This is a genomic window from Paenibacillus sp. RC67 (assembly GCF_030020805.1).
Classification (GTDB): domain Bacteria; phylum Bacillota; class Bacilli; order Paenibacillales; family NBRC-103111; genus Paenibacillus_S.
Genome location: NZ_CP125098.1, coordinates 1,806,759 through 1,832,347, shown reverse-complemented (window position 1 = coordinate 1,832,347; position 25,589 = coordinate 1,806,759). Strand labels below are relative to the sequence as shown.

Below are 25,589 nucleotides of genomic sequence, written 5' to 3'. Positions count from 1 at the left end.
TTCAATGCGTTTCCTCCTGTTCGGTTATGGTTTAACTGAAATCGTAACGTCGTCGATAAATACTTCTTTATTGTTATTGTCTACTTTAAGAACTGAGAAAATAATGCCATAATCACCTGATGTCTTTGGAGTAAACTCATAATCATAAAATTTCTCCCAAGTGGAAGTCAATACATGATATTTGGAATAGATGGGATCTACACTAGTTGTAGTTCCATTCACCAAAACATTACCGTTCCTTACTTGGGCATTCCCCTTGGCATAATAAGTGATAACATATGTTTTACCTTGTACCAGCGGAATAGCTTGGCTTACAAATCTCTCATGGCTGCTTCCATTATTCTCTAGTCTTACAGCATAGCTTCCCGAATGTGAATCTACCGTCTGATATACGCTGCCTGCTGAAATATTAGTACCTGCTGCCATCCAAGCATCAGGCTTTCCAGCAGTCCAAGATTCAAATCCACCATTAGCAATAGTTAAAGGACCGGTAGCCTGACTCACAGTCACATCTACGATAGGTGAAACCGTAACACCAGGAATCGCAACAGTAAGCTTGTGCGTGCCTACTTGATTCAGTGTCAATTTTACAGATGCAGAACCAGCTATGAACTGAACGGGAGCGGAATAAACGTTCCCATATACACTACTGGACACGCTGATTGCGATGCTGCCATTTAATGCATTGCCATCCTGACCCTTCGCATTCAGAATGCTTAGCGTGAAGGATTCACCTGCAGCAGGAGTATTGGGGGAAACGTTAAGTGTTGCTCCTGAAGGATCGTTGCTGGCTTTTTCAGTCACAAGCATATAGTTCGAATCACTTGTGTAGCCAGAGCCAGATGCGGAAATTTCCAGCAATGTACCTGCAGTTTGCGGTGCAATCGTTACAGAGAAATCTCCTGTTCCTGCCGCAGCGGCACCACTACCCAACGTTTTGCCTGCAGTGCTTACCGTTACGGTTGTTCCTGCTTTTGCGGTACCTGTTACTACGCTATCATTAATTGTAACTGGATTAACGTTTGGTTGTTCTTTTACCGCATTCACGGTAATCGTAAATGATTTCACAGCCGACTTATTACCACGAGTAATCGTTGCATTTAAGGCAACTTGTGTATCGGTAGTCAATGCGGAGCGAACAATTTTACCGTTTGCGATATTGACGATGGAAGCCTGTGCAGCATCGGCCAGCTGCCAAGTTACTTTGGTACCATCAACTCCACGGTCAGCAAGCACGACATTTTCTTCAACACCGTCATAGAAAACATATAGTACTGCTGCCTCATTCGCTACTGCTTGGGTATCGGAAATGGCTTGAGCCTTCACCGTTACCACGAATGTTTTGCTTGCCAGGTTACCGTTCAAATTCAAATTGGCAGTAAGAGTAACCGTTTGATCCGGCTCTCCATAGGCAGGTTGCTTCACTTGACCGGCCGCTGTTAGGATGCTTGTATTACTTGTGGTCCATGTAATAGCTGACCCGTTATTCCCTACTGTTGGTAATAAAAGATCTGCATAAACAGCAGAAACATCTCCCAGATTCAGAGTGCTTTTGTCAAGCTGTACTTTATCCGCATCGGATACTTTGCCTTGCTTAACGATATCTGCTGCAGAAAGCGGATAGATCTCAACGGTCGAGTTGAACATGACGGATACACCTGTTGCATCCACGATGTCTCCATTAGCAATCGCTCCGTTGTAATTCACTTTATACTTTTGACCATAAATTTTAATCAAATTACCATCTAAATCAGTTGCATCAAAATTGCTGCCAGACAAGTTAGATACGATTAAGTGCTTAACCGTCACCAACTGACCACCTTTGGCCGGAACCTCGGTTGCAGCAACAACTTGCGGAGCCGGAACATCCGTGTGGCCAATGATAATGAATACAGCCCCAGTTAGCTCAATTTCCCCGTTATACGTTGTTTTCACACCAGAAGAAATTGCAACTTGATCGCCAGGAACTACTGCAGTTTTCGTAGTAGGAGAGTAAACAAGAACCCCTCCTGTTGCATCCTGCATATAGAACGTGTTGGATGTGTCGCCTTTCGTTGTTACTACACCAGAAGTAGCTACTACCGCAGATTCCGCTTTACTTCTTACTTCAGCAAGCGTCAATCCATTAGCAGTTTGAGCTTTAACGATGACATCAAATGTGCGATTCGTCGAATACGTATTGCTAGTAACGGTAGCCGTCAATACTGCATTAGCATCCGGTTGTCCGATTGCCGGACGTGTTACAGTACCTGCAGTTGTTACCGCAGCGGCATTATTGGTTGCCCAAGTAATAACCGAACCATTAGCCCCTGATGTAGGCAATGTCAAATCTGACGTTACCGCAGACAAATCACCAAGGTTCAGTGCATCCGTATCTGCTTGTGCTTTTTGCTGATCGGTCATTCCCTGCTGATTGGAAATAATGACTTCCGATGCATTACGCGGAGCGATCTCAATGGTCGTATTCAGTAGAGTTGAGATTCCCGTTACGTCCACTACGTCTCCATTTTTAAGAGTAGGGAAGGTCACGCCGTACTTGGTTCCATAAATTTTTAGGACAACACCATTAGCGTCCGTACCATTAAAAGTACTTCCAGATAAACTGGAAACTTTCAAGTTTTTCACAGTAACCAATTGTCCACCCTTGTTAGCAACTTCACTAGCCGGGATGACGATTGGAGCTGGTGGCGTTATTGTTCCGGTTTTCTTAAATACTGCATTTTTTAGTTCAATTTCGGCATTATACGTAGTTTTAGTTGAAAAGCTGATAGTTACCTGATCTCCGACATCAACTGCTGTTTGAGTAGTCGGACGGAAAATATAGATTCCGCCTGTACCATCCTGTAAATAAAAACTATTGGTACTATCAGATTTAGAAATAACAATGCCAGAGGTTGCGGCATCCGTATTATCGGCCTTACCTCTGATTTCCGCGATGGAGTATACAGGTGTATTTCCACCACTTCCACCCTCAACCGTTTTGATGCGGCCTTCTGTTGCTGGATAAGCTATCGGTTGGTTTCCGAAGCTTTTCACGTAGTTAACTAGCGCAGGCAGATCTTCCGGACCAATAACCGGGTTCTTTCCGCGTTTGCCCATTTCCACATACTTCGCACCCGTCGCTGTATACATGAAGTTATTGACGGTCAAAGTGTAAGTCTTGTTTGGATCAATTGGAGATCCGTCTTTCAGCTTAATATCAGTTACCTTGAATGTGGATTTATCCCATGTGTAAGAGAAACCAGAGATACTGAAATCAGAACCGTATTGAGAAGAAATTTGCGCATTTAAAATTGGCGCCAAATCGGAGCCTTGTATTTCAACTTTTTGCAAGATGTTATTAAAAGGTAAAATGTTGAACAAGGATTCCCATGTAATCGGGCCAGCTTGCAAATCTTGACGGATTCCTCCGCCATTCATCATTGCAAAGTCAGTTCCCATTTCATTACGCATGCTATCGGCAATCAGGTTACCTAGTGCGTTATCTTCATAACTTGCATAACCACCGGCCATAGTTACGGATGCATAGCCCTCTACTTCATTCAGCTTAGGTGCTATGAGGTCGGAGAATTTCTTAATGGTTTGAGCTACTTGAGGGTCAGGACTTACTTTGGATTGATCGATAAAGACGATTTCCGCTTTTTTATCGACTATATCTCCTGTAGTAGGATCTACTGCCAAATCAATATCAAGCATTGCTTTACCATACTCATAAGCTTGAGTGACCAAGATGTCTTTACCGGATTTCGTTTTGACCATTCCATTAGCCAGCTTGTGACTGTGCGCGCCGAGAATAACATCGACTTCATCATCCACATTTTTGGCTAGATCTGCAGCAGGTCCTGTGATATTGCCTTTGTTGTCCATCGTTGCATCCATATGAGCCAGTACAACGATCGCTTTGACACCTTTAGCTTTTAATTCCGGAACGTACTTGTTAACTGCAGCCGTTTCATCCGTAAACTGAATGCTGCTGATGCCTGCCGGCATGACCATACCCGCTGCGGATGTCGTAACGACACCGATAAAACCTATCTGAACGCCTCCTACTTTTTGGATGAAATAAGGAGGAAGTACAGGCTTGCCTGTATCCTTGTAGGAAACGTTAGCCGCTACTAGCGGGAAGCCCATTCCCAAGTAGTCTGGAGTGCCTTTCGGTTCACCAGCGTTGATCAAGCGGAGCATTTCGTCTACACCTTTATCAAACTCATGGTTACCTACAGTACCCACATCAAAGCCGAGTGTATTCAAAATATCTACAGTTGGTTCTTCCTTGTTCAGAGCAGATACCGGAGAGCTTCCGCCCACTGCATCTCCTTCATGAATAAGGATTGTATTTGGATTGGTTGCTTGACGTTGTTTTAAATAGGTTGCAAAATAGTCCATACGGCCATAATTGCCGTTAAGTACATACTTGCCGTCACCGTTAATATCGGTATTAACAAAAGGATAGGTTTGATCGATTTTGCCATGAAGATCGTTAAACCCTAGCAATTGTACGTTAACTAATCCTGAAGGTGTGTTGAACGTTACGCTTGTGTCTTTTTGACCTACATCAGCTGTTCCTTTTTTGAAATCAAAATGCAGCTGGTATGTACCTGCTTCATCAGAGAATACGTAGATATTCTGATGAACGGTTGAACCAGTGACAGGAACGGTTACAAAATCGTTAGCTGCAAGATGATTCAACTCAATCCAATCACCGTTATTGTTCTTCGTCCAAAGCTGCGTATCGCTGTTGCGGTCAGAAGCTGCACGGAACGAGTAAGGCTCTTGGTAATGATCGAAATTTACCTGCATAGGAACGATGCCTGCAATGGATTGCTCCAAGGAAGCATTAAGATCAGCCTGTGTACGGTTCAATGTGTTGATGAGGCGTGTAGGCAATGGATTGCTTGGCAATCCTGTAATCGAGATGGCAGTGGACGGCTGTCCATTTGAATAAACTAAAATAATATCCGAAACATTCCAGGTTTGACCAGCTGCTAGAGTAACAGCTTCACCGTTGTATGACTCGTAACCGGACAGTTCTACTTTCAACGAATAAGAGCCCGGTTGAATATTGCTGATCACATATTCTCCTTGGCTTCCTGTAACAACTGTATAAGTTCCCAACGTTACACTTACACCAGAGAGTGGCTCGTGCTTATCGTTATACACAAATCCTTTTACGAGGGCCGTTAATGATTTGACTGTAATATTGAAGGTCTTTGTCGTGGAATAGCCATTGCTTGTAATTGTCGCTGTCAGAACAGCTTGGGCATCAGGCTGACCGCTGCTTGGCAGTGTCACAACTCCCGCTACAGTAACAACTCCAGCATTACTGGTTGCCCAAGTAATAACCGAACCGTTGGCTCCAGTTGCAGGCAGAGTCAAATTCGTCATCACAGCAGACAGATCGCCCAAGTTCAAGGCATCTTTATCCGCTTGTGCTTTTTGCTCATCTGTCATGCCCGGCTGTCCAGGCAATCCTTTAACCTTGAAAGTAAAGCTGATTTCCTGAACCGCTTTACCGATTGTAATCTTGACGGTAAGCGTTACAGTCGTATCCGTTTCACCGCGTGTAACTTTCACATGAACGCCATCGATGATTTTCAAGGCATCCGAGCTGCTAGTCCATTGCAGTGCTGCTTGGGATGCATTTAATACGGGCAAATCAAAATCAGCTGTCAGCTCATTGGACGATAGCTTATTTTTTAGCTCCATAGCGGCTTGCGCTGCATCCTTAATATTGGACAACAATTGGTCCAGCAAAGACTGAGCTGAAGCATCCGTAGTAGCTATAGAAGCGTTGCGGTCTTTGGAAACCAGAACTTGGCTGAAATCACCGTTCAAGGTCAGGTTACCCAGTACGTTCAAGCTCTGAACATTGTTTCCGGTACCAAGCTGCAACGTAGTGCCCGCTGCCTGTGGATTGACAGTAATGCTGCCAATAGTACCACTGCTCATTAAATCCAATGTCGAAGGAGAGATAACATTCAAATCTCCGAAAGAGGTAGTTCCCTCCGTTACTACATGGACGGGATTATCTTGGCCCGTTGCATTGATATTAACCGCCCCGGTTACTAGCACGTTCACAAAGTGAATCGAGTTCGCAGCACCTGATTTTACTTCAAGATTGCTGACCTTTACATTCCTCAGTGTGATTTCTCCGGATGGTCCCGGATCTAAAGTGAGTGTACCGTTAATAACGGAAGTTCCGTTAATAGGCCCATATGTACCGCTGGAAGTAATGTTAAAATCGGATTCATAAGTCCCTGCAAAAGCAAATGGATCGGAAGGATTGAATGGAAGCGAAGAGCTTCCTCCGGTTCTTACAGCTACTCCGGTTGCTTTGATGCCAGTTTGCTTGCCTTTGTATGTTAGATTATAAACTTGACCTGCCGTTTGAGCGCTTGTAGTAAGCTGGACAACATTCGGCATGCTTGACTTGATCGAAGCCGCTGAGACAGTTAGATCGTTATCGAATTGAAAATCCGTTGTGCTTACCGCATCAACCGGTGCTTTGAAAATGACTTCCATAGTCGTATTAGTGGTAGCGACAAGATCGCTTACAACTGAGGTTGTTTCTGCGTTGTCCTTGCCAGTTGAGCCTGTGGAGCCGCTGTTTGTGCCGCTGCCCGCTTTGTTGAGCTCTTCCGCTTTGCTCATGTACTTAGCATTATTGAGTTTAAATTCATAGCCTAAGCGCGCTAACGCTTGTCGTTCGGCGGTATCTTTCGGCTGGAACTTCACACCGCCTTTGCCATCATCTATACCCCCGATAAATCCGATTTTAAACGCAAACGCCACGTCAGCCTTCGCCCAGTCCGACACAGAGCTCATATCGCTAAGCTTTGCATCTGTACCACTTTGAGAGGCTTGCCCCTCAAGTCCAAACGAACGGATGAAAAAAGTAGCAAGCTCTTCACGCGTTACCGTTTTTTCAGGAGAAAATTGGTTAGCATCGGTTCCTTGCGTCACTCCGGATTTCACCAAAGCTCCAACAAAACCGCGGTACCAAGCATCCTGGGGCACATCAGTAAAACCAGCTGCTGAGGATGCATCCTCCTTCAGGCCCATTGACATGACTAGAATTTTGGCAAGCTGCGCACGTGTTACTGCATCATGCGGTTTGAAGAAACCTCCATCAAACCCGGATAAAATTCCCATTTCAGACAATGTCTGAATTTCTTTGACAGCATAAGAATCATTCAGATCCTTATACCCGTTGGCTGCTGCATCTTTGGTATCTTGAGCCATTACAGAAGCCCCGAATCCAAAGAACGTTGAGACCAGCAAACACCCAACTACCGATTGGGCCGCCCATTTCTTTACTCTCTTGTTAATCAAAAATAATCTCCTCTCTCCTTTGGGATACGAGCATTATACAGCATTTTTACTGACCGTCGTATAAATAAAGTGTAAATTATTTGTAAAATCGAACGAAAAATTATTAAAAAAATAGATCAAATAAAAAAGGGAGAACAGCCACCAGGCCGCCTCCATCAGTTTATTCCTTATATGGGATTATATTGACTAGATAAGTGATGCCGACAAAGTTAATTTAACCCTAATGCTTACAGCCGCACGTTGGACGGTCTCCAATTGGGACTGCTACCAAGCCTCTATTATGAGATTAATCGAAGTGGAAATATAAGACAAGAACCCTAAGGCCTGTTCGGTTCAAAGATTAGTTCTGGCCTTCTAATGTCCTATTAAACTGTACAATCTCTTGTTTCTTCTCATTCACAACCAATTGAAAAATATCCGGACGACTGTAATGCCCAACAACATCAAAATCGAACCGGCTTCGGATGATCTCGTTAAGATCTAATCTCGCAATTAAAATTCCTTCTTCATTATAGAGCGGTTCGACAATATATTCGCCAAGCGGGCCGACAACGGCACTTCCCCCTCTACTAAGAATGTCTCCATCATCCTTGATGTCCTCATAACAAGTCAAATCTGATGGATAAGACACCTTGGTTGCAAACTGATTGGAGGAAATAACATAACAACGGCCTTCACAAGCAATATGCCGTATCGTAGATTGCCAAGTATCGCGCGCATCTGCTGTAGGAGCAATATAAATGTCAATGCCTTTTGCGTACATCGCGGTACGGGCAAGCGGCATATAATTCTCCCAGCAAATCAAACCGCCGATTCTGCCGAAGGGGGTATCAATAACAGTCAGTGTACTCCCGTCCCCTTGTCCCCATAATAGCCGCTCGGATCCCGTTGGAACAAGCTTTCGATGCTTGCCTAGCAGTTCGCCATCCGGTCCGATGTACAACATAGAATTAAATAACGTGCCTGAACTAAACTCCTGATCCCGCTCCACAACGCCAATGACCAGATAAACCCCCAACTCTTTCGCTAAGTCGCCAAGAATCTGGGTTTCCACTCCCGGTATATCGATAGCGCTTGCCCAATAGCGTGCCCAGTCCTTTCTTCCGTCAGCCGTACGGCTTCCGACTCTTGTCCCGAAGCTCAGACCTCGTGGGTACCCCGGTAAAAACACTTCCGGAAAAACAATCAAATCCGCCCCTTGATTAGCCGCTTCCTTCGTCATGCTTGCAATCTTGTCCATAGCCGATTGTTTATTAAACAAGATAGGTGCGGCTTGGACGACTGCCACTTTCATAGTCTGTTTCTTCATTCGGTCATCCCCTCACTGTGCCGATGCACTTTGATAGTCATGAGCTATTAAAGAACTCACACTCCTCAACCCATTCCGATTTGATTACTATGTTAAAAGAAAACAGGTCAAAATAAACCATCCAAAATGAGTTAAAATAAACCCATCCACTTCGGATAGATTAAACCCATCCATGTTCAATAAATAGATAAACAATTGTCAACGTTACGATGCAAACCGGTACCTCTGCTTTTAAAATAGAATGGTATGATAAATATCACAACGACGTTTTATTTACGAACAAAGGGTGATGAAATGATGTGGAAACCCGACCGACAAAGCAAGAAGCCTATTTATGAACAAATTGCTGACCATCTGGAATTAAGAATTTCTTACGGCGAATTTCCCCCGGGCAGCTTGCTTCCATCCGAAAGAAAACTAGCTGAACAACTGGGTGTTAATCGAAGCACCGTCATTCTGGCGTTTTCCGAGCTTCGATCGATGGGTATCATTGAAAGTCGGCCAGGTAGCGGAACGCGCGTAAGCAGAACCAAGTGGGAAGCCATGCCGAAGCATACACCTAACTGGAGCCGGTACGCCGAGGGCGGGAGCTTTCTACCCAATCTGCCCTTTTTGCGCAGAATTCGGGAAGCGTTGACTCAGCAGCCCTCCTTGATTGATTTTGCAAGTGGTGAATTATCTCCGGATTTAGCTCCTGTTGACGAAATTGCGACTCTAATGAGCGAACATCGTTACACCTCTTATTTGGGCTATGACAATCCACAAGGCTATGTTCCGCTAAGAGAAGCGCTCGTTTCGTATTTGGATACGTATCGAGGAATCCAGACAACCGAATCATCCATTTTGATAACATCCGGCTCTCAGCAGTCGTTATATTTAATTACGCAATGCTTGTTGTCTCCTGGAGATGCCGTCGCGATGGAGGATCCTTCTTATTACTACTCCTTGCCGATGTTTCAATCCGCTGGCCTCCGCCTGTTTCGGCTGCCCGTTGACCCATATGGAGTGTGTCCCGAAGACATCCGTTCCTTATATAAAAAGCATCGTATCAAGATGGTTTTCATGAACCCCAATTTTCAAAATCCAACAGGGACTGTATTCAGCATGGAACGGCGTAAACAATTGTTTGACGTTACAAGTGAATTAGGGCTCCCTGTCGTAGAGGATGATCCTTTCAGTTTGACGGCGTTTGAAGGGGAATTTCCCATGCCGCTCAAGTCTATGGATAGGAATGGTTCCATTCTGTATATAGGCTCTTTTTCCAAAATCGCCGCTTCGGGTCTGCGAATCGGTTGGATGGTTGCCCCGCGTTCGATTGTGGAAAGGCTGGCGGATGCCAGACAGCAGATGGATTTTGGGCTAAGTGTTATTCCTCAACAGGTAGCAGCTCAATTTATCAAGTCATCGTACTTTAAGCCTCATCTGGAACGTTTACAAATCCAATTGCAGTTTAAAAGAGACCTGCTAATCGAAGCCTTACAGAAGGAACTACCGGATTTGGTTACTTTCATACCACCTCAAGGCGGGCTTCATTTGTGGTGTAAGCTGCTATACGAAGTGCCAGACGGTAAATTGCTTGAAGAAGCTATTAAAAAAGGAGTCGTTTTTGTTCCCGGCAGCGTGTATGGCTCGGATTCGGGCTTCGTTCGGTTCACGTATGCAAGAGCAAAAGCAGAGGAAATAAGTGCTGGAATCTCCAAATTCGCCGAAGCGCTACGGGAATTGATGGTCTAGCCTCCTAGTAACCATATAGCAAAAAGGTTGGCATTCTCCATGCCAACCTTTTTTCCATTCCTCCCATTTCGTTTAACTCAAAAAGGGCGCCCTGGCGTATCCAGAATCATTATGACAAACACAATCATCAAGTAATTGACCGAAAACAAAAAATTAGTTTTGGCCCAAGCATCGTTGTTGACGGTCATGCTCCCGCGAAGCGTATGCCATCCCCAAGCTGCACCTGCCAGCAAGGATACGATCAAGAAGACAGGCCCGGAATATCCAAATCCATAGATCAAAAGCATCGTCGGAAGCAGTAAAAAAACATAAGGAATCATTTGCAGCTTCGTTCGTTTGATGCCTTTTTGGACTGGCAGCAGCGGATAACCTGCGGCTCTATATTCTTCCACGCGCCGAATAGCGAGAGACCAGAAGTGGGCTGGCTGCCAAAGAAACAGCAGTGCGAATAAAAGCAGCGCTCCCGCATCTATCTCGTTGGTATACGCGCAATAACCGATAACCGGCGGTATCGCTCCGGATATCCCGCCAATCGATGTGCTCCAGGTAGAGGTTCGTTTCAACCACATGGTGTAGACAACCACGTAGACGAACATGCCGATAAGGCCGAGCCAGCCGCAAAGTAAGTTTACTTTCCAAAACAAAATAGCTTCTCCCGCAATCCCAAGCGCCAATCCGTATGCCAATGCGCTTCTGCGTTTAATCCTTTCCGTTGCAAGCGGCCGATCCTTGGTTCTGTTCATTTTTCGGTCCAGCCTATAATCCCATACATTATTCATGACACAAGAGGAAGCCATCGTAAGAGTGGTTCCTATTAAAGCCCACAGCAAAAGTGCCCAATCCACCGTCCATTTGGAGGCTAACCAGTAGCCCCCAAACGCGGCAATAAGATTTAATTGAAGAATGCGCGGTTTGGTCAGTTCAATCCAATCTTTGAATGAAGAGGTCTGGCTCATACAGCCACCGTGTTGTATAACATGATCCACATCGACCCTGCAACGATAACTATCAGAATCACGAGCCCGAGAAGGAGGGAAATCAGATTGTAGCGCGGCTTCTTCTCTTCCCGCAGATGCATGAAGAAAAACAGCTGCACGACCAATTGCAATACTCCGGCCGCCATCAATACTATAGCTTTCGTGCTTCCCGCAAGCCAGCCCCCTAACACAATGGCCACCGGAATGGCGGTTAGGATAATGGAGAATAAGAATCCTATCGTATACGATCGAAAAGATCCGTGCATTTCTTCCTGTGAATGAGCCGAATCCACGTGTGCCATCTTAGTTCACCCCCATCAAATAAACAACGGTGAATACGAAAATCCAAACCACGTCCAAAAAGTGCCAAAACAGGCTAATGATATGGACCTTTCGCTTGGTTACGGGTGTGATTCCTTTTTGGGTCAGTTGTATCATTAATCCGATCATCCATACCAATCCAATGGTCACATGCAATCCATGGGTACCTACCAGCGTATAAAACGCGGATAAAAAAGCGCTGGTGCTCATTGTTGCCCCTTCGTTCACAAACGCTGCAAACTCTTTAATCTCCAGTCCGATAAACAAAGCTCCAAGCATTGCGGTTAGGCCAAGCCATCCTATCAGTGCCCGCTGCTTTCCTTTGTGCATCGCAAGCACGGCCAAGCCGCAGGTATAACTGCTTGTAAGCAAAATCAATGTGCTGGCGATCACTCCATTCAATTCGAATAGATCGGCTGGACCCGGTCCTCCATTAGTGTTGTTTTTCAGTACGATATATGCGGCAAAGAAGGTGCCGAAAATCATAATATCCGTCATAAGGTAAATCCAGAAGCCGAATGTACGCATCTCCTCCAAGTCGGGGTGATCGTGATTCCCTGCTGCGGATGATTGGGTCAAATGGGTTCCACTCACGGTTTATTCACCTTCCTTATTGCCGCCTCCGTGCGCTGTATTTCTTTGACCGGAATATAATAGTCGGTATCATAGTTGAAAGAATGGACAAGCATGCAGGCTGCTACGCCCGCTAATCCAGGTATAATTAGCCACAGCCAATGGAACACGAAGCCAAATCCGGCCACAAACCAGAAACCTGCCATCACGATTGGAATGCCCGAGTTTCGAGGCATATGGATCGGCTCCAATGTTTGTGCAGAAATAGGAACACGTACAGCTTGTTCCCTGCGCTGCTTCTTCTCCCACCATTCATCCTGCTCCGATACATGTGGTATCACAGCGAAGTTATAAAGCGGCGCCGGTGAAGGAATGGACCACTCCAATGTACGTCCGTTCCATGGATCTCCCGTCGTATCGAGATTTTTCCGGAAATGCTTGACACCATGGGCAATTTGCCATACTTGGAACAGAAACGCAATCCCCATCAATCCAGCACCTATGGTAGATACTAGATTGAGTTCCCACCAGCCTTTATCCCAGCTATAGGTGACGACACGTCGAGTCATTCCCATTAAACCTAGTACATATTGAGGCATAAAGCATACATAAAATCCGATATTCCAGAACCAGAATGCCCACTTGCCGATCCGCTCGTTCAGCTTGAAACCAAACAACTTGGGCCACCAGTAATACAAACCGGCAAAGTAGCCGAACACGACACCGCCGATGATCACTTGATGAAAATGGGCGATCAGAAAGTAGCTGTTATGGTATTGAAAATCTGCCGGCGCAACCGACAACAGCACTCCCGTCATACCGCCTATTACAAAACACGGAATAAACCCGACCGTCCACAGCATCGGCGATTCGAAAGTAATTTTGCCTCGAAACATCGTAAACAGCCAGTTGAACACTTTAACCCCGGTGGGAATGGCAATCAGCATAGTCGATAAAGCGAAGAACGCATTGACGTCCGCTCCCGAGCCCATCGTAAAGAAATGATGCGCCCACACAAGAAACGATAAAACGCTGATAATCATCATGGCATACACCATCGATTTATAGCCGAACAGCTTTTTCTTGGAGAACGTCGCCACCACTTCGGAAAAAATACCGAAAGCCGGCAGTACAATAATATAAACCTCGGGATGTCCCCACATCCATATCAGGTTAATGTACATCATAGGATTTCCACCGCCATCCAGCGTAAAAAAGTGAGCTCCGGCATAGCGGTCCAGGAACAATAGCGCCAGTGTCGCTGTAAGGATAGGGAATGAGAAAATAATAGCAATACAGCTCGAAAGCACCGACCAAACAAACATCGGCATTTTCATCAGCTTCATTCCCGGCGCGCGCATCTTGATTATGGTGACGATAAAGTTGATACCGGTCATCAAGCTGCCGATCCCGGAAATCTGGATACCCCATATATAGAAGTCTTGTCCGACACCAGGATTGTACATCAGTTCCGAATAAGGCGGATAAGCGAGCCAGCCTGCGTCAGGCGAACCACCGATAACAAAGCTAAGATTGAACAGCATGGCTCCAGCGAAGAACAGCCAGAAGCTGAGTGCATTCAAGAACGGATACGCTACGTCCCGCGCCCCGATCTGTAGCGGCACAACCACATTGAACAGACCGAACATGAAGGGCATAGCCATAAATAAGATCATAATGACGCCATGCGTTGTAAATATCGAGTTGTAATGCTCAGGCTGCAGAAAATCCAGCTCTGGCACAGCGAGCTGTGCTCTCATCAGCAGGGCATCCACCCCACCGCGAAACAACATTAGAAAAGCGGAAAGAATATACAAAATGCCAATTTTCTTATGATCGACCGTCGTCAGCCATTCCCGCCACAGCCACCCCCATCTCTTGAAATAAGTCAGTGCAAATAAAATGGCCAACAGCGTCAGTACGATACTTACATCCGCCCCATAGATCAACGGATCACCGGTTACGAAAAATTCGGAAGCGAAGCTTTTGGCATGATCCAGCATGAAGTTAATTCTCCTTTCCTACAGTTCACTTATGCTCGTGCATAATAGTATTCATTTCCTGTACTGACATATCATGATGATGAGATGCCGCATATTTGGTTACGATCTTTTCAAACAGACCCTCGGGGAATGATGAGTAAGTTAATACTTTCGAAGAAGACGGCTCAGCTAACTGATTGTAGCCATCCAGTGTAAGTACCGGCGAGTCCGCTTTGACCCCTTTTACCCATTGATCAAATTGGTCCTGTGTTATGGAATCGACGTCAAAATACATTTTCGCAAAGTCCTTACCGGTAAAATTAGCGCCTGAGCCCCAAAATTTCCCTAGTTCATCTGCTTGCAAATAAAGCGTCATAGCCATCCCGGACATGGCGTAGATTTGACCGCCAAGCTGAGGAATCCAAAAAGAATTCATCGGAGAATCAGCCGTTATCTGGAAGCGGATAGGCACGCCCTTAGGGATTTTCAGTTCATTCACGGTAGCGATTCCTTGTTCAGGATACTGAAACAGCCACTTCCAATTCAGCGAAGTCACCTGGACCGTTATCGGCTTAACGTCTGACTTTATCGGTTTAGAAGGTTCTAAAGCATACGTGGATTGGACGGTAATAACCGCGATCGCCAAGATGACGATAATCGGAATCCCCCACCAGATAACCTCCAGCTTGGTGCTGTGTTCCCAATTCGGCGAATAGGCCGCCTTTCTGCCTTTTCTGTCTCGATAACGCCAAATGATGATAGCCGTAAGAATGAGAACAGGAACAATGACGATGGAGCATAGAGCGGTGGTCAGGAACATCAAATCCCTCTGCTGCTCTGCAATCGGCCCCTTCGGATTAAGTACGCTGACATCGGAACATCCGGTGAAAACGAACAGCACAACCATTAGCATAGATAGTGCTGCGAACCATCGCAGCGTTTGGGGTAATTTCATATTTCTCAACTCCTTGTATCAGCTTGCTTGCATTACGTATCACTCTAAAAGAGAGCAGCAGAAGTGTCACCAACCGCTTGAGGACATAGTCCCACCCTCCAAGTTCAACGTTTTGATATGAATTGGTCATAATTTGGACCTATTTTAAGAATGGTTGATGACCCGCCGACTCCGATCCATCCTGGATTGGAATCTTTATTTACTTACATAGAAACGTCCGTACTTTTAGATTTGGCTAGTGCATTATATTGTTTATAAACCGTTACTATAGCAAACATGAATATACATGTAACGAACGTTCCGAGCGGCAAATTCAAAACCATTTCTTTGGGAAGAATAAAGGGGAACAGTGGAAAGGCATAGATGGCAGGCATACGAATCTTCATCATCTTTTGCAAAATAAGCATTAGGGACATATCGAGTAATGTAATAACGATCAAAGACTCTATAGATAAAAACAATAAAGTACCGATCGTTGAAGATATCGTTAACGCTAATCCCTGCTTAAGCGCTATCGTTCCACTATAGTCCGCTTTCTGAAGCGATTCATAGACAACAACAAGGATCGGGGGAATGACGGCCAACTTTTCAAATCCAGTGATCCAGCAAATACCGAACCAGAGAAATGTTAAGCCTAAGAAAAAGATTGTGTTCTTATAAGACATGTTCACTTTCTTATTTAGCGAGCTATGCATTCCAAATAGGATGACTACAAGCATTAATACAAAGGTTGCTGCAAAAATCAGCAAGATCAACGACCCATCATGTGAATCCGTGATTAGAGGAAGCAGACCCGTGGCAAGCGATGGAGCAAAGTTCGATTGAATAAGACGTAAACAGAGCATGATAAGTACTAATGTAATGCCTACTTTCTCCAGATGAGCTAAGTTTAATTGATTGATAGTGAAGCCAATGACCGAAGTCATAGATGGTGCCAGACATATCTTGAGAGGATCTCTTAACCAATTGGGATCCCGATAGGCCCACATAGCAATAGCCATAGCCGCTATTTCGGGGAGAATAAACTCATGATTATGAAATATAACGGAGCAGCTAACCATACTGATGATTAGAGCAAAGGCAGCCGTGTATGAATAAAGATGAATTTTTCTATCTCTGTTCATTTACTTTCCTTCCTTGGCAAAGACCGCCCGTACCTATAACTCGATGTAAGTCTCTCTTGTCCATAATCCCATCCCCTTTCTCAATTATTTGAAGTATACCTTCGCAATGCATAAAATAATAATATAGGTTTTATATTATGCATTAACAAAATGTATAGAAGGTGCTGGAATGTCCATTAATCTGCATGCCTTGATGTTGTTTTATCATGTCGCTATGGCTGGGAGTGTTACAGAGGCATCCAAAAGACTTAACATCAGCCAACCCGCCATTTCAGCACAAATCCGAAATTTCGAAAAGCAGTATAGCGTTATTTTATTCGAGAAGAAGGGTAGAAACTTGGTGCTAACCCCTTTCGGACAAAAGCTTTTCAAACCAACAGAGAAACTGTTTATTTTGGAAGAACAGATCCAAGGAATGATAGAAGATTACCAAAGTCATCCTAAGGGGAAATTGCGGATATCCGGCAATTATCTTGCGACGAGTGTCCTCCTACCGAAGTGGGCTTCTCTATTTAAACAAAAATACCCTCAGGTAGAAGTCGAAATCTCGACAGTCAATTCACAAAATGCATTTGAGAGCTTGAATAATTACGAAGTAGATATTGCTATATTCGGGAATAGTAATATAACAACTCAAACTAGCCACTCCTTGCAGTGCTTGGAATTATACAGCGACGAATTTGTATTCGTAGTGGCGCCTAACCATAAATATGCAAATCAGCATATTACCATGGAAGAAATGATCATGGAACCGTTTATCATGAGAGAAGAAGGAAGCACGACTAGAAAGAGGTTAAATGAAGTATGTGCAGCTCACAACGTAAGTCCGCCAAGTATCGAACTGCAATTTAACGGACTAAATGAAACGATTCAGGCGGTTGTAGCGGGATATGGGGCTAGTTATGTTTCTCTTCTCGTAGCAAGCCAATTCATCCGTCGCGGTGAGCTGGCTATGGTAGAGGTTGAAGGGATTCGGCTTACTAATAAAATCGTGCTATGTTCCCACCCACCGGCTTATCTGGAAGGCTATATTCGCGATTTTATTTCAATCGTTCTTAAAAATAAAGCTTAGCAGGAAGAGTACACAAGCAAAAGAACCCCTTGGAAACAGTCATTTCCGCGGAGTTCTCCTGAGCTATCTAAAATATGAATTAATGACGACATTAGGACTGTGCTAGGCTACTGGAAGGAAGTACATCTTTAACGATCAATTCTTGTTCAGTTGTTGTAACATCACCTGCTTGATCCTTGACATGAGCTCGCACATAATAGGTTCCGCTCTCTGGAAACATCGTCTTAATACGATAAGTGCCGTCAAGCCAATGAGTCGCAGTAATCATTTGATGGTTCTCGCTATCTTTTTTCCAAAGCTCTACCTTGACATCCTTCGCATCTTTTACATTATTATTCCCTTGGGTTACATGGGTATCGATAAGAATAGCTCGTCCGGGCAAAAGCGCCTTCTGAACCGTTTTAACATCAACATTAACCGCTTGTGCTGAGCTGCTTTTTGTATCAATGGCTCCGGAACAAGCAGAAGACATAAGCAAACAAGCTAGACCGATGAGCGATAATACGCTTTTTCTCATATACTTCGTCGTCTTGATCATGTGTCAACCTCCTTTGGTAGCTCAAGTATACACAGACCATTCTTCCATTAATAATATATTATTTGTACGATGTATAAATAAAAGTAATGAATACACAAGAAAGTCCGTCAGAGCAGCTTACCCTAACGGACCCTTTTGGTTAGACTTAGACTCCAAACGTTATTCCATCCAACGCTTTAACACCTCTTGCCGCGTTATCCCTTCCAAAGTGCGTATGAAAAACCAAGCAAACCCGATTTAGAAACCGATATGCGGATAACGAAAGGAAGCCGGCTTATTGCCCTCGAAATAGAAATGCCCGATCCAGGATAGCAAGTAATGGAGGAAAGCAAGTAGCACGGTCCCCTCCAATCGTATAAATTTTAAATTTCGATATAATCAGCGACTCTTGATTCCAGAATTTCAATCAATTCTTCATCCATATATCGGTAATCATCAGGAATATCCAGACAGATCAGCTGTTTATTCATCATTTGAGCCGGAAATCGTTCCTTCAGTCTTCTTACATGCTTCTTTTCCATCGCAAAAATAATATCCGCCCAACCGACATGGCCTTCAGTTACTTTAATTCTTGCGCCTTCCTCTGTGCCCGCCGATTTAACCTCCACCCCGCATCGTCCCTTAAAAATGGTTTCTGCCGTTAAGCTTCTCCACTTATTTCTGCTGCACACAAATAACAATTGAAAAATACGTTTCACATCCCTTCAACATCGATTGCCAGCTCTAATAAGACTAATTTATTGCCCTGCTTATCCAAAAGCTCCTTAAAATCGAATGGCTTGAAGCCCATTTTATTATAAAAAAGCAGTGCTCTTGTGTTGATATTATGACACATGAGTCGTAACTGTCTGACTCCTCGATCCTGCTTGGCTTTTTGCTTCATTACGTTAATCAAGTAGGCTGCAGCCCCTTGCCCCCTATAGTCCGGTGCAATAATGACATTACCGAGATAACCATGTTCCCGCTCCGTTACATTATATAGGTTGCAGTATCCAACGACTTCCTGATTATGAGTGATGACGGTTGCATTGTACCGTTGACTAGCCACTTCCTCCATTTGTTCTGGCTGAACGGGATAGTTCCACTTCGGATATATAAAAAATAACTCCGACTCATTCTGAGGAAAAGTTGCAATGATTTGAAAATCTTCCTTTGCGACTGGACGGTTGTCGTAATTCATGGCTAGATCACTCCTTTATATGAGCAACTATCTTTTTGGGGATTACTTGGTTCAGCATTCTCACCCTTGAGTGTCCTATTCCCAACCCTATAAGCCAAAGAACCCCTAGGAAGCAACTCCAAATTCAAATATGGGCAAAAAAAGAGACCCGGCCAACGGGGCCAGGTCTTGAAGTGTTTATATTAAAAAGGGGGTCTTGGTTATTATAATACACAAGAAACATGTTAAAACGATAACAGAATTATTTCAGTTATGTAACAATTAAGAAAACGCTTACTTATAAAGGTTATCAATCAATTGAGAAAAGCTATCAAAACAATGATAAAACTTCTCAAAACGGTGATAATACCTCTCAAATCAGCGATAAACGCTCTCAATTAAAGTATTTGCCAAAATTCCGGACTTGACGTATAATCCGAACATAGAAAATTATCAACTAAGGCAGGTGAACATAGATGAAAGAGTACGATTACCATCATCTACATCATGTAAAAGAACAATCCAAATCCAAGAAAACATTATGGGTTACCCTAATCCTAACTTTGTTTTTTACGATCGTGGAAATTATTGGAGGGATTCTCTCCAACTCGCTCGCTCTATTATCCGATTCAGCCCATATGATATCCGACGTGCTAGCGCTGGGACTCAGCATGGTAGCCATTTATTTGGCTACTCGTCCACCTAATGCCCGGTTTACCTTCGGCTACTTACGTTTTGAAATCATCGCTTCCTTCTTGAATGGACTAGCTCTCGCTATTATTGCCATCGGCATTTTTGTCGAAGGGGTTCGCCGATTCTTACATCCCGAAGAGATTGATTTCAAGCTTATGCTCATTATCTCTTCCATAGGTCTTGTGGTCAACGTAGTACTGACCGTCGTATTAAGCCGCAGTATGAAGGAAGAAGAGAATTTGAACGTCCAGAGCGCGCTGTGGCACTTTATCGGGGATTTGCTCAGCTCTGTCGGTGTTATCATCTCAGCTACGCTTATTTATTTTACGGGCTTGCAGTGGTTCGACCCGTTAATCAGCGTTGTCATTGGCGGCATCATCTTTATCGGCGGCTGGAAAATCATCAAAGAGTCCTATATGATTCTGATGGAATCCGTACCGGATCGATTCAACTTGGATGAAATCCGCAGTGCAATCGCACAGGTAGAGGGCGTTGAAGATGTGCATGAAATGCACTTCTGGGCCATTTCCTCCGATCACTATTCCTTGACCGCTCACGTATTCATCGATAATAAAATACAACCGTTTTGCATTATTTTGGCCATAAACGAAACGTTGAAAGAAAAATACGGCATCGAACACTCTACAATCCAGATGGAAAATGCTAATATTCACCCGCATGGCGAATACGGCAAAGAGTTTTTACGCCATCAAGAGGAAGAAAAAACCAAGTTCAAACCCGTTTAATACCTTGTATCTCTTACTTTAAAGCAGCAGCCCCCTCAGTCTTTGCATGAAGCTTACGCTTCACTCTCAGAGCGAGGGTGCCTGTTTTTTATAGCTTATGTTGTTATATTATCGTCATTGCAGGATTATCTTTCGTACCAATATCCCTTGATTCCTTTTTCCATACGTACCAAAGCTTCCAGATAGTAATAGTCGCCCCAGATCATATAATCATCCGGCGCATTGTTGCCGCGGACATGGTAGGAGCCGTGCTCCAGGAAGCCTTCAGCATCAGGCTGTCCGATAGTAGCGTAGCCTTTGATTAGTCCTTTCAAAGAACGCTCCAGTCCTTCTTCCAGGAACTTGCGGTCTGCATCATCCGCATCCAGATGGGATAGCAGTTCAATCAAGCCGGCAGCCGTAATGGCTGAAGCAGAGCTGTCCCGTTCGGTTCCTTCGTGAATCGGAACGTTGAAGTCCCAGTACACAACATCATCTTCAGGAAGTCTTTCCAAGAAAAAGCGCGCCATTCTTTTCGACGTTTCGAGGTACAACGGATTTTTCGTATAGTGGTAGGAAAGCGCAAATCCGTACACACCCCAAGCTTGTCCGCGAGTCCAAGTGGAGCCGTCCTGATAGCCTTGATGCGTGCCGCCGCGAATCGCCTCGCCATTTTCCGGATTGAAATAAAATGTATGATAAGAAGAATCATCTCCGCGAACCAAAAATCTGCGGGATTTATCGGCGTGCTTAATCGCAACGTCTCTATATTTCTCATCGCCTGTTTGCTCATAAGCCCAGTACAGGAGTGGCAAATTCATCATGCAGTCGATAATGATTCTTCCGCCGTTTTGAGGATCGTCTTTAGGGCCCCATGCTTGAATGAACTGACCTTCTTCTCTCCAGCGAGTCATCAACCAATCTGCAGCTTCGATAGTAAGCTGTTTGGCCGCTTCATCACGCTCAATGATCCATTGTGCTTTGGAGGACAGGGAGTATAGGAAACCGATATCGTGATGATCGATTTGACTTTTGGCGTCCATCCGTTTGCGGAAGCTCGCTACCGTTTGCTCAGCTGCTTCTTTAAATACAGGATCACCGGAATATTCATAGCACAGCCACAAAATCCCCGACCAGAAGCCGTCCGTCCAATCGGTATTATCGTTGAGCAAGTAACGCCCGTCGTTGCTTACATGAGGGAACTGACCGTTATATTTTTCAATATTCGCTCTCGTCTTTTGTACTGCATCTTCAATTGCTTGCTGCCACATACTCATCCTGATCTCTCCTCTAATCATTTCATTTTGCTATACACCGTTTTTGCGATGAACACATTAAAGCTTTGCTGCGGTAGACTTTCGAAACGTAGGTATCAATGGAATTTTGATTTCGTGCTCTTCATGTTCTGGCAGCTGCGCAAGCTGCGGTGCCCTATCCAGCTTCTCCTCTTCTCCCAGCTCTCGAAGCATGAGACGAATCGCTAATTGTGCCTGCTGACTGTACGGGATGTCCAAGGTCGTCAGCTGAGGGTAACAGGAGGAGGAGATGATGTCGTTATTGATTCCGTGAATCTTATAATCCTCCGGTACCCGAATTCCTTGCTCAATAGCTGCCGACATGAATCGAAGCGCTACCAAATCGTCAAAAGCGAGAATTCCAACCGGACCCTTGCCTCCGCTCATTTCCTTCGTCTTCCGAACGAGCTCCTGAATCGGCTGCTTGTCTCCATCAATGACATAAGCAGAAATGTTATCGCCTGCTTGAGCAATCCCAGTTTGAAAACCAAGCAACCGCTGCTTATTCGTCTCGTGAGCTCTTGTCCTTTCCAAATAAAACAGCGTTCGGCAGCCCTGTTCCACTAAATGCTTGACCGCCATGACACAGCCTTCGGCAAAATCAAGATTGACAGCGCCAATAGCGATATCCTCGGGCCAATTCCAACCATTGAATAAGACAAGAGGCGTTCCATCGCTGACAATCTGTCTGGTCGTTTCTGTAGACATGGCAAGACCATGACAGAAGAGTCCGTCTACCCTGCGCTGCAGTAGCACCTCCAGATGCCTTTTCTCCATATCAGGATCATAGCCTCCGGCGGAAAAGACAGACATATGGTAGCCGAACCTATGCGCTGTACGCTCCATCTCTTCAGCAAAAAGACCGTAATAACCGATATAGCCAGGAACGATTAAGCCTAACTCATTGGACTTCTTACGGCTTAAGCTGGCCGCCATTACATTACGACGGTATCCTAGCTCCTCAGCGGCTTTCTCAACTTTGCGAATTGTTTCCTCCGACATAGGAACCTTACGGCGGTTCAATACATTGGATACGGTAGCAATGGAGACTCCGACGGCTTCTGCTATGTCTACAATTGTAACGGAACGGTGTTTGCTCATAGCCATTTCCTTTAATTGTTATTTAAACGTTTCAATTAAAACGTTTAAATAAATTGTATTCAATAAACAGCATCCAGTCAATCCTTTTTTTCTAACGCCGTCTTTCTATGCAGAAAAGCCCTTCTATGAGTATTAAGCTCACAAAAGGGCTTTTGATTGAATGAATAGATAAGACTACATACCAAGCCAGTTTTTGAACAATTGCTTTGTTGTATCCAAGTTCATTGCAGCAATCGAAGTTGTCAATGGAATGCCTTTAGGACATGAGCGCACACAGTTCTGCGAGTTACCGCAGCCCTCGATACCGCCATCTTCCATCAGGGTTTGCAGACGCTCAGCTGCGTTCATCTCACCTGTTGGATGAGCATTGAACAGACGCACTTGAGACACGGCTGCAGGTCCGATAAACGTCGTTTTATCGTTTACGTTCGGACAAGATTCAAGACAAACACCACAGGTCATACATTTGGACAGCTCGTAAGCCCATTGACGTTTGGATTCCGCCATACGTGGTCCAGGACCCAAATCGTACGTACCATCGATAGGAATCCAAGCTTTAACACGCTTCAAAGCGGAGAACATACGCTCACGATTAATAACCAAGTCACGAACGACAGGGAAAGTACTCATTGGCGCGATACGAACCGGCTGCTCCAGCTTGTCTACAAGCGCAGAACAAGCTTGGCGCGGCTTGCCGTTAATGACCATCGAACATGCGCCGCATACTTCCTCCAAGCAGTTCGATTCCCAACATACCGGCGTCGTTTTGCCGCCGCTAGCATTTACCGGATTCCGCTGCACTTCCATCAATGCACTGATGACGTTCATGTTAGGGCGATACGGGACTTCGAACTCCTCGGTATAAGGCTTGCTCTCAGGTGAATCTTGACGGGTAACAATGAATTTAACCTTTTTGTTGGTCGTATTCGTTTCTGCCATGATTAATGTCCTCCCTTCTTGTCTGTCGAGTAGTCGCGTTTACGCGGCTTGATCAACGATGTGTCTACATCTTCCCATTCGATAGTCGGGCCATCTGGTGTCCATTTGGCTTTCGTCGTTTTCAAGAAGTCTTCATCGTTACGCTCAGGGAAATCTGGTTTGTAGTGAGCGCCGCGGCTCTCGTTACGCAGCAAAGCACCCAAAGTCATCGCATGGGACAGCTCCAGCATGTTCCACAGCTGACGTGTGAACGCTACGCCTTGGTTGTTCCAACGAGCTGTATCCGTCATGCTGATGTTGCGGTAGCGCTGCTTCAATTCATTGATTTTGGCAATGGTTTCTTCCAGCTTCTTGTTGTAACGAACAACGGTCATGTTGTTAGTCATCCACTCACCAAGCTCTTTGTGAATCACGTACGCATTTTCCTTACCTTCCATTTTCAGCAAGCCTTCGTATTTGTCGGTTTGCTTCTTCTTCTCACGGTCGAAGATGGAGGAGGAGATGTCATCTACATGCTTGTTCAAACCTTTAATGTATTCAATCGCTTTAGGACCCGTAATCATACCGCCATAAATAGCAGACAACAGCGAGTTCGCTCCCAAACGGTTAGCACCGTGGTATTGATACTCGCACTCACCACAGGCGAACAAGCCCGGGATGTTAGTCATTTGGTTAAAGTCAACCCACATTCCGCCCATCGAATAGTGAACGGCAGGGAAAATTTTCATTGGAATTTTACGCGGATCGTCGCCCATGAATTTCTCATAGATTTCGATAATACCGCCTAGTTTAACATCCAATTCATGCGGATCTTTATGGGAAAGGTCAAGGTAAACCATGTTTTCGCCATTAATACCAAGCTTCTGGTCAACGCAGACTGCGAAAATTTCACGAGTCGCGATATCCCGAGGCACTAGGTTTCCGTATGCAGGATATTTTTCCTCAAGGAAGTACCAAGGCTTACCGTCTTTATAAGTCCAAATACGACCGCCTTCACCACGTGCAGATTCAGACATCAAGCGCAGCTTGTCATCGCCTGGAATCGCTGTAGGGTGGATTTGAATGAACTCACCATTTGCATAGTTAACGCCTTGCTGGTAAACCGCACTCGCAGCCGTTCCAGTATTAATAACGGAGTTCGTCGTTTTACCAAAGATAATGCCTGGACCACCGGATGCAAGAATAACGGCATCGGCACCGAACGTCAAAATTTCCATGCTGCGAAGATCTTGAGCAGACACGCCTCGGCAGACGCCATCGTCATCAACTACGGCTCCAAGGAACTCATAGTGCTCATATTTCGTAACAAGACCAGCAGTTTCCCAACGACGTACTTGCTCATCCAATGCATATAGCAATTGTTGGCCTGTTGTAGCGCCGGCAAATGCGGTACGGTGATATTGTGTTCCCCCGAAACGGCGGAAATCAAGCAAGCCCTCCGGCGTACGGTTAAACATAACCCCCATACGGTCCATCAAGTGGATAATACCAGGTGCAGCATCACACATTGCTTTTACAGGAGGCTGGTTGGCAAGAAAGTCTCCACCATATACTGTATCGTCAAAGTGCTCCCAAGTGGAGTCGCCTTCACCTTTCGTATTCACCGCTCCATTAATACCGCCTTGTGCGCAAACAGAGTGGGAACGTTTCACAGGAACCAAAGAGAACAGGCTTACGTGAACCCCGGCTTCTGCGGCTTTAATGGTAGCCATTAACCCGGCCAAACCTCCACCGACTACGATAACTTTTTGATTAGCCAT

19 protein-coding genes are annotated in these 25,589 nt (G+C 45.0%); 3 read left to right on the top strand and 16 right to left on the bottom strand.

The features are described from left to right. Window positions 1-24 precede the first annotated feature (24 nt). Entirely contained in the window at window positions 25-7,332 is a 7,308-nt protein-coding gene (locus QMA13_RS08285) for an immunoglobulin-like domain-containing protein (RefSeq protein ID WP_282940808.1), read from the bottom strand. A 340-nt stretch (window positions 7,333-7,672) separates the two neighbouring features. Beyond that, a complete protein-coding gene (locus QMA13_RS08280; RefSeq protein WP_282940807.1) occupies window positions 7,673-8,641 on the bottom strand; it encodes a carbon-nitrogen hydrolase family protein in 969 nt (322 codons plus the stop codon). 297 nt (window positions 8,642-8,938) lie between these two features. Here QMA13_RS08280 and pdxR point away from each other — a divergent pair, with 297 nt between their 5' ends. Then, window positions 8,939-10,375, top strand: a complete 1,437-nt coding sequence (gene pdxR, locus QMA13_RS08275) for a MocR-like pyridoxine biosynthesis transcription factor PdxR (protein WP_282943334.1) — start codon at window positions 8,939-8,941, stop codon at window positions 10,373-10,375. Between the two features lie 77 nt (window positions 10,376-10,452). On the opposite strand, the gene cyoE is transcribed toward pdxR, so the two are convergent. The 6 genes from cyoE to QMA13_RS08245 all read right to left on the bottom strand — a co-directional run bounded on the left by cyoE (window position 10,453) and on the right by QMA13_RS08245 (window position 16,307). Beyond that, the gene (cyoE, locus tag QMA13_RS08270; protein ID WP_282940805.1) at window positions 10,453-11,331 is read right to left on the bottom strand and encodes a heme o synthase; all 879 of its coding nucleotides are present in this window, start codon (window positions 11,329-11,331) and stop codon (window positions 10,453-10,455) included. Continuing rightward, window positions 11,328-11,654, bottom strand: a complete 327-nt coding sequence (gene cyoD / locus QMA13_RS08265) for a cytochrome o ubiquinol oxidase subunit IV (RefSeq protein ID WP_282940804.1) — start codon at window positions 11,652-11,654, stop codon at window positions 11,328-11,330. The genes cyoE and cyoD overlap by 4 nt, the downstream gene beginning before the upstream one ends. Before the next feature lies 1 nt (window position 11,655). Beyond that, a complete protein-coding gene (gene cyoC, locus QMA13_RS08260; RefSeq protein ID WP_282940803.1) occupies window positions 11,656-12,267 on the bottom strand; it encodes a cytochrome o ubiquinol oxidase subunit III in 612 nt (203 codons plus the stop codon). Then, complete coding sequence (locus QMA13_RS08255; RefSeq protein WP_282940802.1) at window positions 12,264-14,249, bottom strand: cbb3-type cytochrome c oxidase subunit I; 1,986 nt, start codon at window positions 14,247-14,249, stop codon at window positions 12,264-12,266. Before QMA13_RS08255 ends, cyoC begins: the two co-directional genes overlap by 4 nt. A 25-nt stretch (window positions 14,250-14,274) precedes the next feature. After that, a complete protein-coding gene (gene cyoA / locus QMA13_RS08250) occupies window positions 14,275-15,183 on the bottom strand; it encodes a ubiquinol oxidase subunit II (RefSeq protein ID WP_282940801.1) in 909 nt (302 codons plus the stop codon). Between the two features lie 203 nt (window positions 15,184-15,386). Then, on the bottom strand, window positions 15,387-16,307 hold the full coding sequence (locus QMA13_RS08245; RefSeq protein WP_282940800.1) for a hypothetical protein: 921 nt from the start codon (window positions 16,305-16,307) through the stop codon (window positions 15,387-15,389). A gap of 169 nt (window positions 16,308-16,476) precedes the next feature. Between QMA13_RS08245 and QMA13_RS08240 the strand changes: the two genes are divergently transcribed. Beyond that, complete coding sequence (locus QMA13_RS08240; protein WP_282940799.1) at window positions 16,477-17,379, top strand: LysR family transcriptional regulator; 903 nt, start codon at window positions 16,477-16,479, stop codon at window positions 17,377-17,379. A 91-nt stretch (window positions 17,380-17,470) separates the two neighbouring features. Here the strand turns inward: QMA13_RS08240 and QMA13_RS08235 are convergent, their stop codons facing one another. The 4 genes from QMA13_RS08235 to QMA13_RS08220 form a co-directional block, all read right to left on the bottom strand. Beyond that, window positions 17,471-17,917: a FixH family protein gene (locus QMA13_RS08235; protein WP_282940798.1), complete on the bottom strand. Its 447-nt coding sequence runs from the start codon at window positions 17,915-17,917 to the stop codon at window positions 17,471-17,473. Window positions 17,918-18,154: 237 nt separating this feature from the next. Further along, window positions 18,155-18,256: an Mpo1-like protein gene (locus QMA13_RS08230; protein ID WP_282940797.1), complete on the bottom strand. Its 102-nt coding sequence runs from the start codon at window positions 18,254-18,256 to the stop codon at window positions 18,155-18,157. Window positions 18,257-18,279: 23 nt separating this feature from the next. After that, on the bottom strand, window positions 18,280-18,606 hold the full coding sequence (locus tag QMA13_RS08225; protein WP_282943332.1) for a low molecular weight protein tyrosine phosphatase family protein: 327 nt from the start codon (window positions 18,604-18,606) through the stop codon (window positions 18,280-18,282). Window positions 18,607-18,611: 5 nt separating this feature from the next. Then, on the bottom strand, window positions 18,612-19,097 hold the full coding sequence (locus QMA13_RS08220) for a GNAT family N-acetyltransferase (protein WP_282940796.1): 486 nt from the start codon (window positions 19,095-19,097) through the stop codon (window positions 18,612-18,614). Between the two features lie 455 nt (window positions 19,098-19,552). On the opposite strand from QMA13_RS08220, the gene QMA13_RS08215 reads away from it, so the two are divergent. Continuing rightward, window positions 19,553-20,515: a cation diffusion facilitator family transporter gene (locus QMA13_RS08215; RefSeq protein WP_282940795.1), complete on the top strand. Its 963-nt coding sequence runs from the start codon at window positions 19,553-19,555 to the stop codon at window positions 20,513-20,515. A gap of 125 nt (window positions 20,516-20,640) precedes the next feature. Here QMA13_RS08215 and QMA13_RS08210 read toward each other — a convergent pair whose 3' ends face one another. The 4 genes from QMA13_RS08210 to sdhA all read right to left on the bottom strand — a co-directional run bounded on the left by QMA13_RS08210 (window position 20,641) and on the right by sdhA (window position 25,589). Beyond that, window positions 20,641-21,771, bottom strand: a complete 1,131-nt coding sequence (locus QMA13_RS08210) for a glycoside hydrolase family 88 protein (protein WP_282940794.1) — start codon at window positions 21,769-21,771, stop codon at window positions 20,641-20,643. A 57-nt stretch (window positions 21,772-21,828) separates the two neighbouring features. Next, window positions 21,829-22,890 (bottom strand): LacI family DNA-binding transcriptional regulator, encoded by a 1,062-nt coding sequence (locus QMA13_RS08205; protein WP_282940793.1) that lies wholly within the window; start codon window positions 22,888-22,890, stop codon window positions 21,829-21,831. Between the two features lie 174 nt (window positions 22,891-23,064). Further along, the gene (gene sdhB, locus QMA13_RS08200) at window positions 23,065-23,829 is read right to left on the bottom strand and encodes a succinate dehydrogenase iron-sulfur subunit (protein WP_282940792.1); all 765 of its coding nucleotides are present in this window, start codon (window positions 23,827-23,829) and stop codon (window positions 23,065-23,067) included. A gap of 2 nt (window positions 23,830-23,831) precedes the next feature. Continuing rightward, the gene (sdhA, locus tag QMA13_RS08195; protein WP_282940790.1) at window positions 23,832-25,589 is read right to left on the bottom strand and encodes a succinate dehydrogenase flavoprotein subunit; all 1,758 of its coding nucleotides are present in this window, start codon (window positions 25,587-25,589) and stop codon (window positions 23,832-23,834) included.

What these genes read in the sequence shown, in the direction of transcription:
- pdxR (WP_282943334.1), top strand. Translation starts at nt 8,939, where the DNA reads ATGTGGAAACCCGACCGACAAAGCAAGAAGCCTATTTATGAACAAATT.
- QMA13_RS08235 (WP_282940798.1), bottom strand. Translation starts at nt 17,917, where the DNA reads ATGATCAAGACGACGAAGTATATGAGAAAAAGCGTATTATCGCTCATC.
- QMA13_RS08255 (WP_282940802.1), bottom strand. Translation starts at nt 14,249, where the DNA reads ATGCTGGATCATGCCAAAAGCTTCGCTTCCGAATTTTTCGTAACCGGT.
- QMA13_RS08245 (WP_282940800.1), bottom strand. Translation starts at nt 16,307, where the DNA reads ATGAACAGAGATAGAAAAATTCATCTTTATTCATACACGGCTGCCTTT.
- QMA13_RS08205 (WP_282940793.1), bottom strand. Translation starts at nt 22,890, where the DNA reads ATGAGCAAACACCGTTCCGTTACAATTGTAGACATAGCAGAAGCCGTC.
- cyoE (WP_282940805.1), bottom strand. Translation starts at nt 11,331, where the DNA reads ATGAGCCAGACCTCTTCATTCAAAGATTGGATTGAACTGACCAAACCG.
- cyoA (WP_282940801.1), bottom strand. Translation starts at nt 15,183, where the DNA reads ATGAAATTACCCCAAACGCTGCGATGGTTCGCAGCACTATCTATGCTA.
- QMA13_RS08240 (WP_282940799.1), top strand. Translation starts at nt 16,477, where the DNA reads ATGTCCATTAATCTGCATGCCTTGATGTTGTTTTATCATGTCGCTATG.
- QMA13_RS08210 (WP_282940794.1), bottom strand. Translation starts at nt 21,771, where the DNA reads ATGAGTATGTGGCAGCAAGCAATTGAAGATGCAGTACAAAAGACGAGA.
- sdhB (WP_282940792.1), bottom strand. Translation starts at nt 23,829, where the DNA reads ATGGCAGAAACGAATACGACCAACAAAAAGGTTAAATTCATTGTTACC.
- QMA13_RS08280 (WP_282940807.1), bottom strand. Translation starts at nt 8,641, where the DNA reads ATGAAGAAACAGACTATGAAAGTGGCAGTCGTCCAAGCCGCACCTATC.
- QMA13_RS08215 (WP_282940795.1), top strand. Translation starts at nt 19,553, where the DNA reads ATGAAAGAGTACGATTACCATCATCTACATCATGTAAAAGAACAATCC.
- cyoD (WP_282940804.1), bottom strand. Translation starts at nt 11,654, where the DNA reads ATGGCACACGTGGATTCGGCTCATTCACAGGAAGAAATGCACGGATCT.
- sdhA (WP_282940790.1), bottom strand. Translation starts at nt 25,589, where the DNA reads ATGGCTAATCAAAAAGTTATCGTAGTCGGTGGAGGTTTGGCCGGGTTA.
- QMA13_RS08220 (WP_282940796.1), bottom strand. Translation starts at nt 19,097, where the DNA reads ATGAATTACGACAACCGTCCAGTCGCAAAGGAAGATTTTCAAATCATT.